Source organism: Peribacillus sp. NPDC096447, assembly GCF_044762725.1.
Taxonomy (GTDB): domain Bacteria; phylum Bacillota; class Bacilli; order Bacillales; family DSM-1321; genus Peribacillus.
The window spans coordinates 658,331-674,129 of the sequence record NZ_JBIWEV010000001.1; the positions used below are offsets into that span (position 1 = coordinate 658,331).

General features: G+C 42.7%; 12 protein-coding genes. 1 reads left to right on the forward strand and 11 read right to left on the reverse strand.

Annotated features, from left to right (window positions below):
• Positions 1-40: 40 nt before the first annotated feature.
• Positions 41-523: a LiaI-LiaF-like domain-containing protein gene (locus tag ACIQZD_RS03295; RefSeq protein ID WP_101222808.1), complete on the forward strand. Its 483-nt coding sequence runs from the start codon at positions 41-43 to the stop codon at positions 521-523.
• A 56-nt stretch (positions 524-579) separates the two neighbouring features.
• On the opposite strand, the gene yihA is transcribed toward ACIQZD_RS03295, so the two are convergent.
• The 11 genes from yihA to ilvC all read right to left on the reverse strand — a co-directional run bounded on the left by yihA (position 580) and on the right by ilvC (position 15,752).
• Positions 580-1,161, reverse strand: a complete 582-nt coding sequence (gene yihA, locus ACIQZD_RS03300; protein WP_034308918.1) for a ribosome biogenesis GTP-binding protein YihA/YsxC — start codon at positions 1,159-1,161, stop codon at positions 580-582.
• A complete protein-coding gene (gene lon / locus ACIQZD_RS03305; RefSeq protein WP_402898133.1) occupies positions 1,158-3,479 on the reverse strand; it encodes an endopeptidase La in 2,322 nt (773 codons plus the stop codon). The genes yihA and lon overlap by 4 nt, the downstream gene beginning before the upstream one ends.
• A gap of 255 nt (positions 3,480-3,734) precedes the next feature.
• Positions 3,735-5,405, reverse strand: a complete 1,671-nt coding sequence (lonB, locus tag ACIQZD_RS03310) for an ATP-dependent protease LonB (RefSeq protein WP_402898136.1) — start codon at positions 5,403-5,405, stop codon at positions 3,735-3,737.
• Positions 5,406-5,587: 182 nt separating this feature from the next.
• Positions 5,588-6,856, reverse strand: a complete 1,269-nt coding sequence (clpX, locus tag ACIQZD_RS03315; RefSeq protein ID WP_057276653.1) for an ATP-dependent protease ATP-binding subunit ClpX — start codon at positions 6,854-6,856, stop codon at positions 5,588-5,590.
• A gap of 432 nt (positions 6,857-7,288) precedes the next feature.
• On the reverse strand, positions 7,289-8,581 hold the full coding sequence (gene tig, locus ACIQZD_RS03320; protein ID WP_101222812.1) for a trigger factor: 1,293 nt from the start codon (positions 8,579-8,581) through the stop codon (positions 7,289-7,291).
• 184 nt (positions 8,582-8,765) lie between these two features.
• Positions 8,766-9,800, reverse strand: a complete 1,035-nt coding sequence (locus tag ACIQZD_RS03325; protein ID WP_402898140.1) for a tetratricopeptide repeat protein — start codon at positions 9,798-9,800, stop codon at positions 8,766-8,768.
• 165 nt (positions 9,801-9,965) lie between these two features.
• Positions 9,966-10,565: a 3-isopropylmalate dehydratase small subunit gene (leuD, locus tag ACIQZD_RS03330; protein WP_402898144.1), complete on the reverse strand. Its 600-nt coding sequence runs from the start codon at positions 10,563-10,565 to the stop codon at positions 9,966-9,968.
• Between the two features lie 28 nt (positions 10,566-10,593).
• On the reverse strand, positions 10,594-12,003 hold the full coding sequence (gene leuC / locus ACIQZD_RS03335) for a 3-isopropylmalate dehydratase large subunit (protein ID WP_402898148.1): 1,410 nt from the start codon (positions 12,001-12,003) through the stop codon (positions 10,594-10,596).
• A gap of 70 nt (positions 12,004-12,073) precedes the next feature.
• Positions 12,074-13,186 carry a 3-isopropylmalate dehydrogenase gene (gene leuB / locus ACIQZD_RS03340; RefSeq protein ID WP_402898151.1) on the reverse strand — a complete coding sequence of 371 codons (1,113 nt, stop codon included), beginning with the start codon at positions 13,184-13,186 and terminating at the stop codon, positions 12,074-12,076.
• 15 nt (positions 13,187-13,201) lie between these two features.
• Positions 13,202-14,737 (reverse strand): 2-isopropylmalate synthase, encoded by a 1,536-nt coding sequence (locus ACIQZD_RS03345; protein WP_350299633.1) that lies wholly within the window; start codon positions 14,735-14,737, stop codon positions 13,202-13,204.
• Positions 14,724-15,752, reverse strand: coding sequence for a ketol-acid reductoisomerase (gene ilvC, locus ACIQZD_RS03350; RefSeq protein ID WP_402898156.1), 1,029 nt, complete (start codon positions 15,750-15,752; stop codon positions 14,724-14,726). Before ilvC ends, ACIQZD_RS03345 begins: the two co-directional genes overlap by 14 nt.
• Positions 15,753-15,799: the final 47 nt, after the last annotated feature.

Here is a 15,799-nt window from a genome sequence, read left to right on the forward strand (position 1 = left end):
GCAAAAAACTTCAAGTAATCGAATTGCATAGGAGGATAAAATGAAAACGCAGCGTATTTTCCCAGGAATCGTATTAATCGGTTTCGGGCTCTATTTTTTTCTTGAACATTCCCAAATCGAAATCTTTCCAGGCTTTTTCAGCTGGCCCACTTTATTATGTATAGTTGGTGCAGCCTTCCTGATTCAGGCATATAGCGGTAATGAATATGAGTCCATCCTGCCAGGCGTCATCTTACTGGGGTTCGGGGCTCACTTCCATATCGTCGAGAATCTGGATATTTGGCCGGATAATATAGGTATCTTTATTTTAATCATCTCGCTGGGATTTATTCTCCGGGCACGTAAAACAAATTCTGGAATGTTTCACGGGATGGTAATACTTCTCATCTCGATCACTTTCTTATTCTATGATCAAATCACATCGTCTTTTGGGCTTGTTGAAACAAGCACGGCGAACATCGAAAGGTTTTGGCCATTTGCGTTGATGGCAATCGGCATTTATTTTTTGGTTCGAAAAAAGTGAGAATTTTCGATTCCATAATGAAAAAGGGTATTCCAGATGCGGAATACCCTTTTCTTTTACATATATTTCTTAAGGACGCCCCAGGCTTGTTCCTTGCCTTCGCCTGTTTCACCAGAGAATAGAAGCAATTCATCTTCTTTTTCCATATTTAACGTTTGGCGCGTGATTTTCAAGTGTTTCTGCCATTTGCCTTTTGGAATCTTATCCGCTTTGGTTGCAATGACGATCCGGGGCAGATCATAATGCTTCAGGAATTCATACATCGCGATATCATCCTTTGTAGGCGGATGACGCAAATCAACAATCAGAAGCGCAGCGCGGAGCTGGTCTCTGGAAGTGAAGTACGTTTCGATCATTTTTCCCCAAGCATCACGTTCCGTCTTGGATACTTTTGCATAACCATAACCCGGTACATCCACAAAATGGAGTGCTTCATTTATGATATAAAAATTCAAGGTCTGCGTCTTACCCGGTTTAGAGGATGTGCGCGCCAAGTTTTTTCGATTGATCATTTTGTTGATGAAACTGGATTTTCCAACGTTGGAACGGCCTGCCAAGGCAAATTCCGGTATTGGAGTATTGGGATATTGTTCAGGCTTCACAGCACTGATGACAATATCTGAACTCGTCACTTTCATTCGTTCACACCTGCCAATGCATGCTCAAGGACTTCATCGACGTGTGAAACTGGAACAAATGTTAATGCTTTACGGACACTTTCCGGGATATCATCAATATCCTTTTCATTATTTTGCGGGATGATGATTTTCGTAAGTCCTGCGCGATGGGCCGCTAAAGATTTTTCTTTAAGCCCGCCGATCGGAAGAACCCGTCCGCGTAATGTAATTTCGCCTGTCATGCCTACCTCTTTTCTGATCGGCCTATTTGTAAGGGCCGATATTAACGCTGTTGCAATCGTGATGCCTGCAGAAGGGCCATCTTTTGGGACCGCACCTTCAGGGACATGAATATGAATATCATATTTTTCATGGAAGTTCGCATCAATCTGAAGTTTCTCGGTTTTTGAACGGACATAACTGAAAGCAGCCTGGGCTGACTCTTTCATTACATCGCCAAGCTTTCCTGTCAGGATCAGCTTGCCTTTACCTGGTGATAAGGAAACCTCGATTTGCAGCGTATCGCCGCCTACCGACGTATATGCTAATCCATTAGCTACACCGACTTGGTTCTCGACCTCCGCCTGTCCATAATGGAACATGGTTTTCCCTAAAAACTCCTCGACATTCTTTTCTGATATGACGACCCGCTTTTTATCTCCGGACACGATGATTTTTGCAGTCTTCCGACAGATGCCTGCAAGCTGTCGCTCCAAACTTCGAACACCGGCTTCCCGAGTATAATAACGGATGATTTTTGTAAGAGCTTCCTCACGAATTTGCAGTTGTGTCTTCAATAAACCATGGTTTTCCAGCTGTCTAGGCAGCAAGTGATCCTTGGCTATATGAAGTTTCTCTATCTCAGTATAACCTGCAATCGAAATGATTTCCATACGATCACGAAGCGGGCCAGGAATCGATCCCAAATTATTCGCCGTCGCCACGAACATGACTTTGGAAAGATCGTAAGTTTCTTCAATATAATGATCACTGAAATTATGATTTTGCTCTGGATCGAGCACCTCCAGCATCGCTGCAGATGGATCTCCCCTAAAGTCATTGGACATCTTATCCACTTCGTCCAGTAAAAAGACTGGATTGATCGTTCCAGCTTTTTTCATGCCTTGAATGATCCTCCCTGGCATCGCCCCTACATATGTACGGCGATGTCCGCGGATTTCTGACTCATCGCGCACCCCACCTAAAGATATACGGACGAAATTCCTATTCAGCGATGAAGCGATCGATTTAGCCAAGCTGGTTTTTCCGACCCCTGGCGGTCCCACCAAGCAAAGGATCGGTCCCTTCAATGAATTGGTCAATTGCTGGACGGCCAGATACTCAAGCACCCGCTCCTTCACCTTTTCCAAACCATGATGGTCCCGGTTCAGGATTTTTTCGGCTTTATGAATATTCAAGTCATCTTTGGTCGCTTTGGTCCAAGGAAGCGAGATCAACCATTCGATATAATTGCGGATGACAGAACTTTCGGCCGAGCTGGAAGGAACCTTTTCATAACGGTCCAATTCCTTTAGTGCCGTTTCTTTGATGTGCTCAGGCATTTCCGCTTCTTCTATCTTTTCGTTGAGAACCTCAATTTCCCCTGTTTTTCCTTCTTTATCTCCCAATTCCTTTTGGATCGCTTTCATTTGTTCTCGTAAATAATATTCCTTTTGAGTCCGTTCCATCGAACGCTTAACACGCTGGCCGATTTTTTTCTCGAGAAAAAGAACTTCTTTCTCGTTATTGATGATCTCGATTACACGGCTTAAACGCTCTTTCATATCAATGGTCTCAAGCACTTCTTGCTTCTCCTTCAATTTCAAAGGCAAATGGGAAGCGATTATATCCGCTAATCGTCCAGGCTCTTCAATATCCGAAGTGGACGAAAACGTTTCACCGGTTATTTTCTTGGACATTTTTATGTATTGTTCAAAATAATCCAGTAGTGTGCGCATTAATGCCTGATGTTCAGCATCCTTTTCATCACTGTCTTCATATATTTTAATCTTGGCACCATAATGTGTCTCATAATCGTAAAATTCAATGACTTCTGCGCGGTTCAACCCTTCCACCAACACCCGGATTGTACCATTTGGAAGCTTCAGCATCTGTTTCACCTTTGTTAAAGTTCCCATTGTAAATAAATCTTCTTCACCTGGTTCGTCCAACGAAACATCTTGTTGTGTCGTCAAAAATATAAGATGGTCTTCCACCATTGCTTTCTCAAGGGCTTGTACAGATTTATCTCGGCCTACATCTAAATGAAGTACCATCGTTGGATATACAAGCAGTCCTCTAAGCGGCAGGAGGGGGACGATGATTTCTTTATCAGTCATTTCCTGACACCTCCATCTAATTAGTATCGTCGTTGTAAACTATTTACCCATGTTCTCAACCTTTTAACAATTCTATCCTATTTATATAGAAGTGTCTATTCGTTTACCTTAACACGTTTCGACTGCTATTATTATCTCCAATATTAGATAAAAAAGCACGTCTGAATGCGTGTTTATTTTTACTTCAGGTTTGTCCGGAACGCCAATATGGTCCTTAAAATGCCCCGGTTCTTGTTTTTAGCCGGGGCATTTCCTTTATACACTTTCTTTTTTTGATAGGTCCAAGGTTGTGAGGATTTGTTCCGACATCAATTCTTTTTTCAGTGCCTGATCCAGCACTTCTTTCACATTCGAAACGGGAATGATTTCTATATCCTTGATTTCAGATAGAAGCGGCTGCATGTTTTCGGCTGGGACGATTACTTTCTTTGCCCCGGCCAGTTTTGCTGCCTTGATTTTCGGAATGACACCGCCGATCGGTTTAACGCCGCCATGAATGCTTATTTCTCCAGTCATCGCCACTGTGTGATCAACAGGGATTTTATATATGGCCGAGTATATGCCTGTGGCCATTGCAATTCCTGCAGAAGGGCCATCTACTGGACTTCCGCCCGGAAAGTTCACATGGATATCGAATTGATCGGCAGGCACTCCCATCGACCGTAAAACCGTAATGACATTTTCAATTGAACCTTTTGCCATGCTCTTGCGGCGAATCGATTTGCCACTTCCGCCGCCGATACTTTCTTCTTCAACGATGCCAGTAATGTTTATCGATCCTTTTTCATCAGTAGCGGCCATGACCGTAACCTCGATTTCCAGCAACGCCCCGCTGTTGGGACCATAAACTGCAAGACCGTTGACAAGACCTATTTTAGAATTCGCTTCTATTTTCCTGTCCATTCTTTGGGTCAGCTGGCTGCTATGGGCCATCCAATCTATATCTTCTTCTCTGATAAAAGTCCTGTTTTCATTAATTGATATTCCAGAAAGAGTCTGAATCATGTTGACAGCTTCCCTGCCATTTCGGGCATAATCCGAGATCGACTGCAAGCCTTTTTCACTGATGGTGATCCCCACTTTATCTGAGGCATTCTTAGCCACGGTGATTATTTCCTCACGGTCAAGTTCACGGAAAAACACTTCTATGCATCTTGAGCGTATCGCAGGGGCGATTTCATTTGGTGTTCTAGTTGTGGCCCCAATCAATCGAAAGTCAGCCGGCAGTCCATTTTTAAAAATATCATGGATGTGAGTGGGAATATTTTGATTTTCCTCTTGATAATAAGCACTTTCCAGAAAGACCTTACGATCCTCCAATACCTTTAACAGTTTATTCATCTGTATTGGATGAAGCTCCCCAATTTCATCTATGAACAGTACACCTCCATGAGCATTGCTGACTGCACCCTGCTTTGGCTGCGGAATGCCTGCCTGTCCCATTGCCCCGGCTCCTTGATAGATTGGATCGTGCACAGAACCAATGAGCGGATCGGCAATCCCCCGTTCATCGAACCTTGCTGTGGTGGCGTCCAATTCAACGAAAACGGCTGATTTCTTAAAAGGGGACTTGCCATTTTTCTTCGCCTCTTCCAAAACAAGTCTGGCAGCTGCCGTTTTCCCTACCCCTGGAGGACCGTAAATTATCACATGCTGGGGATTCGGCCCGCATAAAGCAGCTTTTAAAGATTTAATCCCATCTTCTTGACCGATGATTTCATTAAATGTGCTTGGTCTGACTTTCTCTGCCAATGGCTCTGTTAACGAAATCGATCTCATCTTCCGTAATTGGTCCATCTCCTTACGTGAATCACGGTCAATGGAAACTTTTTGTGTCCGCTGGCCTTTCAATAAGTTCAAAAAATACAATCCAATAATGATCCCAAAAAACAGCTGGATAAACAACGCCAATCCTGTCCAATTCATCGTATTCCCTCCTGCACTCTCCTAGTTTGTCATTTCTGTTAGTATCTCCTTTGGAAGGGCGAAATTATCCAAGAAATTCGCGTTGAAAATTTTGGCGTTTTTATCCTAAATAACAACAATTTGAAAAAAAGACAAAGAAAAAGACTGCCAGCATGAACTGGCAGTCTTGCTTTTCCATATTATCAAGCAGATGTTTTCTTTTCTTGTCCTTTGATGGTTGTACCGTCTTTTAGGACGAGCTTTGGAGATTCGTTTTTCGAAATCGTGCTGCCTGTGATTACACATTTTGCAACATCATCACGTGAAGGCAGGTCGAACATCACTTCAAGAATGATGCCCTCGATGATGGATCGCAGACCACGTGCACCAGTTTTACGTTCAATTGCCTTTTTAGCAATTTCACTTAGCGCTTCCTGTTCGAATTCCAATTCAACATCGTCAAGCTCAAGCAACTTTTGATATTGTTTAACAAGGGCATTTTTCGGCTGTGTAAGGATTTCAATCAACGCAGCTTCATCCAATTGCTCAAGAGTCGCAATTACCGGAAGACGACCGATGAATTCCGGAATTAATCCGAAACGAAGCAAGTCTTCAGGAAGGACTTTTGAAAGCAATTCTTTTTCTGCAACATCATCCTTTTTCACGTCAGAGCCAAAACCAATGACTTTTTGACCAAGACGGCGTTTGATGATCGGTTCGATGCCATCAAAGGCACCGCCGCAGATGAACAAAATGTTGGTCGTATCGATTTGGATGAATTCCTGATGTGGATGTTTACGTCCACCTTGAGGCGGAACGCTTGCAACCGTTCCTTCAAGGATTTTCAATAATGCTTGTTGCACACCTTCACCAGACACGTCACGTGTAATAGAAGGATTTTCCGATTTACGGGCAACTTTATCGATTTCATCAATATAAATGATGCCTTTTTCCGCTTTTTCCACATCATAATCAGCGGCTTGGATCAGCTTTAGAAGGATGTTTTCGACATCTTCCCCAACATATCCAGCTTCCGTCAATGAAGTGGCATCAGCAATCGCAAAAGGAACATTCAGTAATCGCGCCAATGTTTGCGCAAGAAGGGTTTTCCCGCTTCCCGTCGGTCCGATCAGGGCGATGTTACTTTTAGAAAGCTCCACATCGTCAACTTTGCTATTGGAATTGATACGTTTATAATGGTTATAAACAGCGACAGCCAAAGATTTCTTTGCCTGTTCTTGTCCAATCACATATTCGTCAAGAATTTCACGGATTTCCATAGGTTTAGGAACATCCCTGAATTCCACTTCTTCATCAGTGCCCAGCTCTTCTTCGACGATCTCCGTACAAAGTTCTATACACTCGTCACAAATATAGACACCTGGACCAGCAACCAGTTTACGGACTTGTTCTTGTGTTTTACCGCAAAAAGAACATTTTAACTGTCCTTTTTCATCATTAAATTTAAACATGTACGTTCACCCCTTTAAATACTCTTCCAACTCTATTACATAGCGGTACCCAATCGTATTGAAAAAAACTAGGCACACATCTACTTAAGCATTCCAAAATCCCTAGTATGTTTTGCATTTTATCATGTTCTTGGAAGTTTAGTAACAAAAATGCTCACGCGACCGAGTTGTTAAATAAGTACAATAATCAATCAATATGTATTTGCCCTTTACCAGTATGCCCAAAACTTTGGATTTTTAAAAGCAGGATTTGCTGTATAAATATGTATATGCGGTATTAGAACTAATCTACACTGAAATCCAAAAAAAATCAATCAGGAAATAACCGATATTTGAAATTTACACTAATTCTCAATATGTATAAAACAAGGCACGATTACTCGCGCCTTGTTTTTTTTAAAGGAAATATTTAAATCTACTTATTTATAAAAATTATTTTGCGTCAACTGTTTTGCTGTTTTCTACCAAGAAGTCAATTGCTTTCTTAATTTTAAGATCGCCTTTGATTCCTTCTAAGTTTCCAAGAGCTTGTTTGATCGCGTCAACTTCCATATTGTACATAGTAGCCATTTGTGCAAGTTCAGCTTCTACATCTTCGTCAGTCGCTTCAAGTTTTTCAACTTCAGCGATTGCTTCAAGAGTTAGGCTCGTACGAACTTGTCCTTCAGCTTCTTCTTTCATTTGCGCTTTTAAAGCTTCTTCGTCTTGACCTGAGAATTGGTAGTAAAGTTCCAAATTCAGACCTTGAGATTGAATGCGTTGAGAGAACTCATTCATCATGCGGTCAACTTCATTTGAAATCATCGCTTCAGGAACGTCCATTTCTGCGCCTTCAACAGCTTTACCAATTACAGTGTTTTGAATGAAGTTTTCTTCTTCGTGTTTTTTGTCATGCTCTAATTTATGTTTTGTTTTTTCTTTAAGTTCAGCCAAAGTTTCCACTTCGTCGTCGACATCTTTCGCGAACTCATCATCCAACTCAGGAAGTTGTTTTGTTTTGATTTCGTGAATTTTCACTTTGAATACTGCTGGTTTACCTGCAAGTTCAGCAGCATGGTATTCTTCAGGGAATGTAACTTCGATATCTTTTTCAGCGCCAGTTTCAAGACCGACAAGTTGCTCTTCAAATCCTGGAATGAAAGAGTTTGAACCGATTTCCAATGAATGGTTTTCTGAAGCTCCGCCTTCGAATGCTTCACCATCAACGAATCCTTCAAAGTCAAGAACAACTGTATCGCCTTCAGCAACTTGTCCTTCTTCTTTAACGACAAGCTCAGCTTGACGCTCTTGTAAAGTTTTCAATTCGTTTTCAACATCTTCGTCAGTTACTTCAGTATTGAATTTTTCAACTTCAACACCTTTGTAATCTCCCAATTTAACTTCAGGCTTAACTGTTACAGTTGCAGTGAAGATCAGGTTTTCGCCTTTTTCCATTTTCTCGATGTCGATTTCAGGACGATCTACAGGCTGAATTCCAGCTTCTTCGACAGCATTTGCATAAGCATCTGGAAGAATGATATCAAGCGCATCTTGGTAAAGTGATTCTACGCCGAATTTTTTTTCGAACATTTGACGTGGCATTTTACCTTTACGGAAGCCAGGTACATTTACTTGTTTCACTACTTTTTTGAAAGCTGCGTCTAAACCTTCGTTTACTTTTGCAGCGTCAACTTCAATTGTTAGTACGCCTTGATTACCTTCTTGTTTTTCCCATTTTACAGACATGTGTTTCCCTCCAAAAAATCTATATACTTCAATAATAAGCATTGGATGAATATGCTTTGCAAGTGTTAACAAGTCATCCTTCAAATATACCCAAAAAATATTGGGGAAATCGTCAAAATTAGACGAATATACATTACAACCACTACATTATACCACAGGATTAATCTGTTACAACAGCAATAGCTTAAATAATGGGATAAGAAATTTCTTCAATTTCTTTTATATAGGAAAGAATATCCGCAATGCTTTCCTCATCAGCCTGGTACTGGTCCGCTAAGTCCCTACCGAAAACTTCCCCGGTCATGTATTCTTCCGCCAAGGCATGATAGGCAGCTGCCCATGCAGGCAAGCTTTCAGGTCCGGGTTCAAAAGGAAACAATAAAAAGGAATGACGTTCAATCAAACTATGGACCATTTCAAATAAGCTCGGATTATCCTGACTGATTTCCGCTTCGGTCAGTCCGGTTACCTTCTTATAGAAGTCCGTCTCCTTCAAACTTTTCAATTCCCTTGGTATGACCGACTTCGATTGATTGAATTTCCTCAACGTCACTTCCTCGTTATATTCCTGGTCGATAAGGATGTTAAGGAGCATCGTTTTAAAGAAAGGGTGTCCCTCATCTTTTTGTAGAAATTTTTCGATTTGAGGGATAAATGGTCGAATATTGATATTCGTGAGTTTTGAAATGACCATTAGCATTTCATTATCCGTTTTCCCTTCAAAAAGTTCATCCTTCTGCAATTCCTCCGAAAGCTGCTGATTTTGCCTTTCCTTCTCCTCTTTTTTATCCTCAAGGGCCCTTTTACTGAACTGAAGCATCTTTTCGAAATGCTCCTCTTTATCAAAGGGAATTTGGCTTTCTTCAAATAGCAGTTCGATCGTCGTGACCATTTCCTGATGCTCACCTAATTGCAGCAGTACCATCAAATAAATATTGATCAGTTGAAAATAGTCACCGATGCCTTTATTCAGCATCTCTATACATAACTCTTTTGACTCCTTGTAATGCTCAAGTTCGACTAGCGAGACCACTAGCCCCATGCAAACTTCATCATTCTCGGGCTCATACTCCCTGGCTTGGCTGAAAAGCTGTGCAGCTGTTTTAAAGTTTCTGTTTCCAAGCTCATCCAGTCCCTTTGCAATCAGCCTTTCACCGAGATTTGGAAAGGCGATAATCTTGGTTTCTCCGGCCTTCTTTTGGTTATTCTCATTATCCATCCTATTTTCCGCCTCACCGTTCGCTTTTTGAAAAACAGTTTAGCATGTAATAGCAGGAAACACAAAATTTATATGGGCGGATGAACACCTTTCTTTCTTTCCCAGATAAAAAAATCCCGCATCCTTTCAAATTAAGAAAGGAGAACGGGATATGACCTTCTTCTATTAAATACTCGAAACAGCCTTTTTTTGAGATTCATAGGCAGAAATCTCTTTATCATATTGAAGCGTTATCGAAATTTCATCCCAGCCTTTGATGAGCATTTCCTTCCAATATGGATGAATTTCAAAGCTTGTTTCAAACCCTTGACCATCCTTCAATGTCTGATTGGGAAGGTCGATCGTCAACTCATAGTCAGGTGCGGACACTCTCTCCATTAAATAGTTTACCTCAGCCTGGGTTAAAGCGATGGGAACCATGCCATTTTTCATGCAATTACTTTTAAAGATATCAGCATATGACGGAGCGATGATGATATCAAATCCGTAGTCTTTCAATGACCAAGGGGCATGCTCACGCGAAGAACCGCAGCCAAAATTTTCTCCTGCTATTAAAATGGACGTGTTTTGATTATGAGGCTGATTCAATTCAAAATCAGGACGCTTCTTTCCATTTTCATCAAAACGCCAGTTATAGAATAAAAATTCGCCAAATCCGCTTCGCTCAATCCGTTTTAAAAATTGCTTTGGAATGATTTGGTCCGTATCCACGTTTTTACGGTCAAGTGCCGCCGCTCTTCCTTTATATATAGTAATGGGTTCCATTCTATGCACCTCCGGTTAATTCGTATTCTTAATGGACTTGTTCAGTTCTTTTCAAATTCCTAATATCGACAAATTTCCCATGAATGGCGGCCGCGGCAGCCATAGCCGGACTAACCAGGTGCGTTCTTGCTCCAGCGCCTTGCCTGCCTTCGAAGTTCCGATTACTTGTGGAGGCACAATGCTCACCGGCCGGTACCACGTCAGGATTCATGCTCAGGCACATGCTGCAGCCCGATTCACGCCATTCGAAGCCCGCAGATTTGAAAATTTCATCCAACCCTTCATCTTCCGCTTGCCTTTTGACGCTTTGTGAACCGGGAACGACCATCGCCCGAACTCCTTTTTGAACAGTTTGGCCTTCAATCATTTCTGCAGCTTGCCGTAAGTCCTCAATTCGTGAATTGGTACACGATCCTATGAAAACATGTTGTACGGGAATTTCCGTGATCGGCATGCCTTCCTTAAGACCCATATACTCAATGGCTCGATTCAGTTCCTTGGGATCCATGATACCTTCCGCGAAGGTAGGCACTTTACCGTCCACGCCACTAGCCATTCCTGGATTCGTCCCCCAGCTCACCATTGGTGGAATCAAACTGCCATCAAGAATGATTACTTGGTCATAAACAGCATCCTCATCACTGGAAAGTGACTTCCAGTCCTGAACACACCGCTCGAACTCTTCTCCTTTCGGCAAATATTTTCGACCTTTCAAATAAGAGAACGTTGTTTCATCGGGAGCTACCAGCCCCGCTCTTGCCCCGCCTTCGATCGACATATTGCAAACCGTCATTCTCTCTTCCATCGACATATCCCGGAAAACTTCCCCGCAATACTCAATGATATGTCCAGTACCGAAATTGACGCCGAATTTAGAAATCACATATAAAATGACATCTTTCGCCATCACACCATGACCAAGCTTGCCATTAACCTCAAGCTTTAATGTTTTCGGTTTAGTTTGCCATAGGGTTTGAGTGGCCAAAACATGCTCGACCTCACTCGTACCGATTCCAAATGCAATCGAGCCAAACGCACCATGTGTGGAAGTATGACTGTCTCCGCAGACAATCGTCATCCCTGGCTGTGTAAGCCCTAATTCCGGCCCGATAACGTGAACGATACCTTGATCCGGGCTGTCTAAATCAGCAAGGCGGATACCGAACTCCTTACAGTTTTGCTCAAGCGCATCTAGTTGTTTCCTTGCAATATCATCCTCGATGAAATAGCGATTAACGGTTGGCACATTATGATCCATTGTCGCGAAAGTGCGATCGGGTCTCCTGACTGTGCGTCCTTTTAATCTCAATCCTTCAAATGCTTGCGGAGAGGTCACTTCATGAATATATTGAAGGTCTATATAAATTAAATCCGGTTTATTCTCCTCTTCATTTACAATATGGCGATCCCATATTTTCTCTATTATCGACTTTCCCATCACTATCCCACCTCGATCAATCTTGTATTTTTTTAAAAAACACGGCCTAATGTTAGGCCGTGAAAGAAGTTTATGCGTAAGCTCCCATGATGTTGGAAATGGCTTCCTGGTCTAAAAGATTTGCTTTTATTTCTGCAATCATCTCTGTAGTGGACGTAATACTTGGTTGGCCATTTGCGATATCGCCTGTTCTTAAGCCATATTCAAGGACAGTTTCCACCGCCTGCTCAACGGCTTTCGCCTCATCTTCCAAACCAAAGGATAGACGCAGCATGGAAGCCGCTGATAAAATCGTCCCAATCGGATTAGCCAGGTTTTTGCCTGCGATATCCGGGGCGGAACCATGAATCGGTTCATATAGATTAGGCCCATTTGTTGATATGGAGGCGGAAGGTAGCATTCCAAGCGAGCCAGTCAATACCGACGCTTCATCACTTAAAATATCACCGAACATATTCTCCGTCACGATAATATCAAATTGTTTCGGATTTTTGATCAATTGCATGGCTGCATTATCAACAAGCATATGTTCAAGGATTACATCCGGATAGTCCTTGGCAATTTCTTCAGCCGTCTCACGCCACATCCTGCTGGATTCAAGAACATTCGCTTTATCCACGGATGTTACTTTTTTCTTGCGATCCGATGCTAATGCAAAAGCAAGTTCAATGATGCGCTTCATTTCGCTTTTCTGATAGAAAAGTGTATCGACGACCGCCTCTTTCCCTTCTTTTTCAACGCGCTCACTTGGCTTTCCGAAATAAAGGCCGCCAGTTAGTTCCCTGACAATCACGAAATCCACATCTTCAATGAATTCCTTTTTAAGAGGAGAAGATTCCGACAAGCTGGAATAATAGCTGATTGGACGGATGTTGGCATAAAGATTCAAATCTTTTCGGATTTTCAACAAACCTCGTTCCGGTCTTAGGTGCGCAGGCTGGTCATCCCACTTAGGTCCTCCAACGGCCCCTAATAATACCGCATCGCTGTTTTTACAAATCTCCACTGTTTCATCCGGCAGGGGTGAACCTGTGTTATCGATGGCCCCGCCGCCAATCTCACCATATTGAAATTCAAAATCGTGTCCATATCTTTGGGCAACGGCTTCGAGGATTTCTACAGCGCCTCTTGTTACTTCTTTCCCGATGCCATCTCCTTGAAGCACCGCAATATTCCTTTTCATCGAAATCTCCCCTTCCTATTGTAATACTGCTTTTTCTTCCAGTTCCTTCATGATGATCACACGGTTCACAGCGTTCAAATACGCTTTGGCGGATGCTTCCAAGACGTCCTGATCAAGACCCCTGCCGCTTGTTTCCACACCGTTATAATCAATTTTCACAAAAACCTGAGCAAGGGCATCCATTCCGCCGCCCACCGATTGAATTCGATAGTCCAGCAAGTTGATCTCGCTGCCCAAACACCTTTCAAGCGTGTTATATAAGGCTTCTACACTTCCTGCACCTGTAGCCGCTTCCTGAATCTCTTCATTATCGCCTTTTTTCAGTGTGACCGTCGCTGTCGCCGTCTGATGGGTACCATGGGAAATCTGTAAGGAAATCATGTCATAAAAACTGATATCCGTCGCTTTCTCTTCAAGCACCAGCGCAACGATATCTTCATCCGTCATGTTCTTTTTATTATCAGCCAATTCCTTGAACTGAATGAATAATGAGTTCATTTCCTCATCCGTTACCGTAAAATTCAACTCTTGTAATCTTTCTTTGAAAGCATGGCGTCCTGAATGCTTTCCTAAAACTAGTGAATTGGACGAAACCCCTACAAGTTCAGGTGAAATGATTTCATATGTCGTTTTTTCTTTTAACACGCCATCCTGGTGAATGCCAGATTCATGTGCGTATGCATTGGCACCAATAATGGCTTTATTAGCAGGTACCTGCATTCCCGTAAGGCGGCTGACCAAATCACTGGTCCTTTTTATTTCATTCAATACAAGACCCGTTTCCGCTTGATAGAAATCTTTACGGATGTAGAGTGCCATGGCCACTTCTTCAAGCGCCACGTTTCCGGCACGTTCACCAATTCCGTTGATTGTGCCTTCGACTTGCGTAGCTCCGCCTTCGATGGCAGCCAATGAATTGGCAGTCGCCATTCCAAGATCGTCATGGCAGTGTGCGGACAAACTAACTTTATCAATAGAAGGAACATGTTCACGAAGGTATCTGAAAATGTTTCCGTACTCGATTGGAGCTGCATATCCAACAGTATCCGGGATGTTAATGACCTTAGCACCAGCTTGAATGACCGCTTCGACGATTTCAGCCAAATAGTCAAGTTCTGTACGGCTTGCATCTTCTGCAGACCATTGTACGATCGGAAAACGCGCTGCACCGTACTTGACCATCTCAACTGCCTTTTCAATCACTTGCTGCTTCGACATTTTCAACTTATATTCACGATGAATGGGCGAAGTGGCGATGAAAGTATGCAACCTTGGTTCTTCCCCGCCCCTTAATGAATCCCAAGCTGCATCGATATCTCCTTTTACAGCACGCGCCAGCCCTGTGACAGAGCTGTTTTTGATTTTGCGCGCGATTTCCTGTACGGAGTTGAAATCCCCTTTGGATGCTGCCGGAAAACCGGCTTCGATAATATCAACACCCAATCTTTCAAGCTGATAAGCAATTTCAAGTTTTTCGGTAAAATTCAAATTTACACCGGCTGATTGCTCCCCATCTCGAAGTGTAGTTTCAAATATATTAATTTTTCGCAACGGCTACCACTTCTTTCTCTTGTTGTTGAGGTTTTACGAATGGCATCATTTTTCTTAATTCACGGCCAACCACTTCGATTTGATGTTGGTTTTCACGATTATTGATAGCATTGAAGACTGGACGATTCGCTTGGTTTTCCAAGATCCATCCTTTAGCGAACTCACCGTCTTGGATGTCTTTCAAGATCGCTTTCATTGCCTCTTTCGTAGTTTCCGTCACAACGCGTGGTCCAGAAACGAAATCTCCCCATTGAGCTGTGTCAGAAATGGAATAGCGCATGTTTTCCATACCGCCTTCATACATAAGGTCGATGATTAATTTAAGTTCATGTAAACACTCGAAATATGCTACTTCCGGTTGGTATCCAGCTTCTGTCAAGGTTTCGAATCCAGCTTTCACAAGGGCAGTCAATCCGCCGCAAAGTACGGCCTGCTCTCCAAATAGATCCGTTTCCGTTTCTTCCTGGAATGTAGTTTCCAAACCGCCAGCTCTTAAAGAGCCGATTCCCCGAGCGTACGCAAGGGCCAAATCTTTTGCTTCACCCGTAACATTTTGATAGATGGCGAATAGTGCCGGCACCCCTGCACCTTGTTCATATGTACGGCGAACAAGATGTCCCGGACCCTTTGGAGCGACTAATAATACATCTACGTCTGCCGGAGGAACGATTTGGTTGAAATGGACGTTGAATCCGTGTGCGAACATTAACGCTTGACCTGCACGCAATACCGGTTTGATTTCTTCTTGGTATACTTTCGGCTGAGTTTCATCCGGTAATAGGTTCATGATCACGTCTGCCTGTTCAGCTGCCTCTTTCACCGTGTAAACATTAAAGCCGTCTTCCACCGCTTTATCGAAGGATTTACCTTTCCTGATTCCGATGATTACATCTACACCGCTGTCACGTAGGTTTTGTGCGTGTGCGTGTCCTTGTGAACCATATCCGATGACCGCTACCTTTTTATTGTTGAAGAAATTCTCGTTTGCTTCTGCGTTATAATATACTTTTGCCATAATAATTACATCTCCCTTTTCATCATTGTTTTTTGTTTTGTTTAGCT

What these genes read in the sequence shown, in the direction of transcription:
- tig (WP_101222812.1), bottom strand. Translation starts at nt 8,581, where the DNA reads ATGTCTGTAAAATGGGAAAAACAAGAAGGTAATCAAGGCGTACTAACA.
- leuC (WP_402898148.1), bottom strand. Translation starts at nt 12,003, where the DNA reads ATGGGAAAGTCGATAATAGAGAAAATATGGGATCGCCATATTGTAAAT.
- clpX (WP_057276653.1), bottom strand. Translation starts at nt 6,856, where the DNA reads ATGTTTAAATTTAATGATGAAAAAGGACAGTTAAAATGTTCTTTTTGC.
- leuD (WP_402898144.1), bottom strand. Translation starts at nt 10,565, where the DNA reads ATGGAACCCATTACTATATATAAAGGAAGAGCGGCGGCACTTGACCGT.
- lon (WP_402898133.1), bottom strand. Translation starts at nt 3,479, where the DNA reads ATGACTGATAAAGAAATCATCGTCCCCCTCCTGCCGCTTAGAGGACTG.
- lonB (WP_402898136.1), bottom strand. Translation starts at nt 5,405, where the DNA reads ATGAATTGGACAGGATTGGCGTTGTTTATCCAGCTGTTTTTTGGGATC.
- leuB (WP_402898151.1), bottom strand. Translation starts at nt 13,186, where the DNA reads ATGAAAAGGAATATTGCGGTGCTTCAAGGAGATGGCATCGGGAAAGAA.
- ACIQZD_RS03295 (WP_101222808.1), top strand. Translation starts at nt 41, where the DNA reads ATGAAAACGCAGCGTATTTTCCCAGGAATCGTATTAATCGGTTTCGGG.
- ilvC (WP_402898156.1), bottom strand. Translation starts at nt 15,752, where the DNA reads ATGGCAAAAGTATATTATAACGCAGAAGCAAACGAGAATTTCTTCAAC.
- yihA (WP_034308918.1), bottom strand. Translation starts at nt 1,161, where the DNA reads ATGAAAGTGACGAGTTCAGATATTGTCATCAGTGCTGTGAAGCCTGAA.
- ACIQZD_RS03325 (WP_402898140.1), bottom strand. Translation starts at nt 9,800, where the DNA reads ATGGATAATGAGAATAACCAAAAGAAGGCCGGAGAAACCAAGATTATC.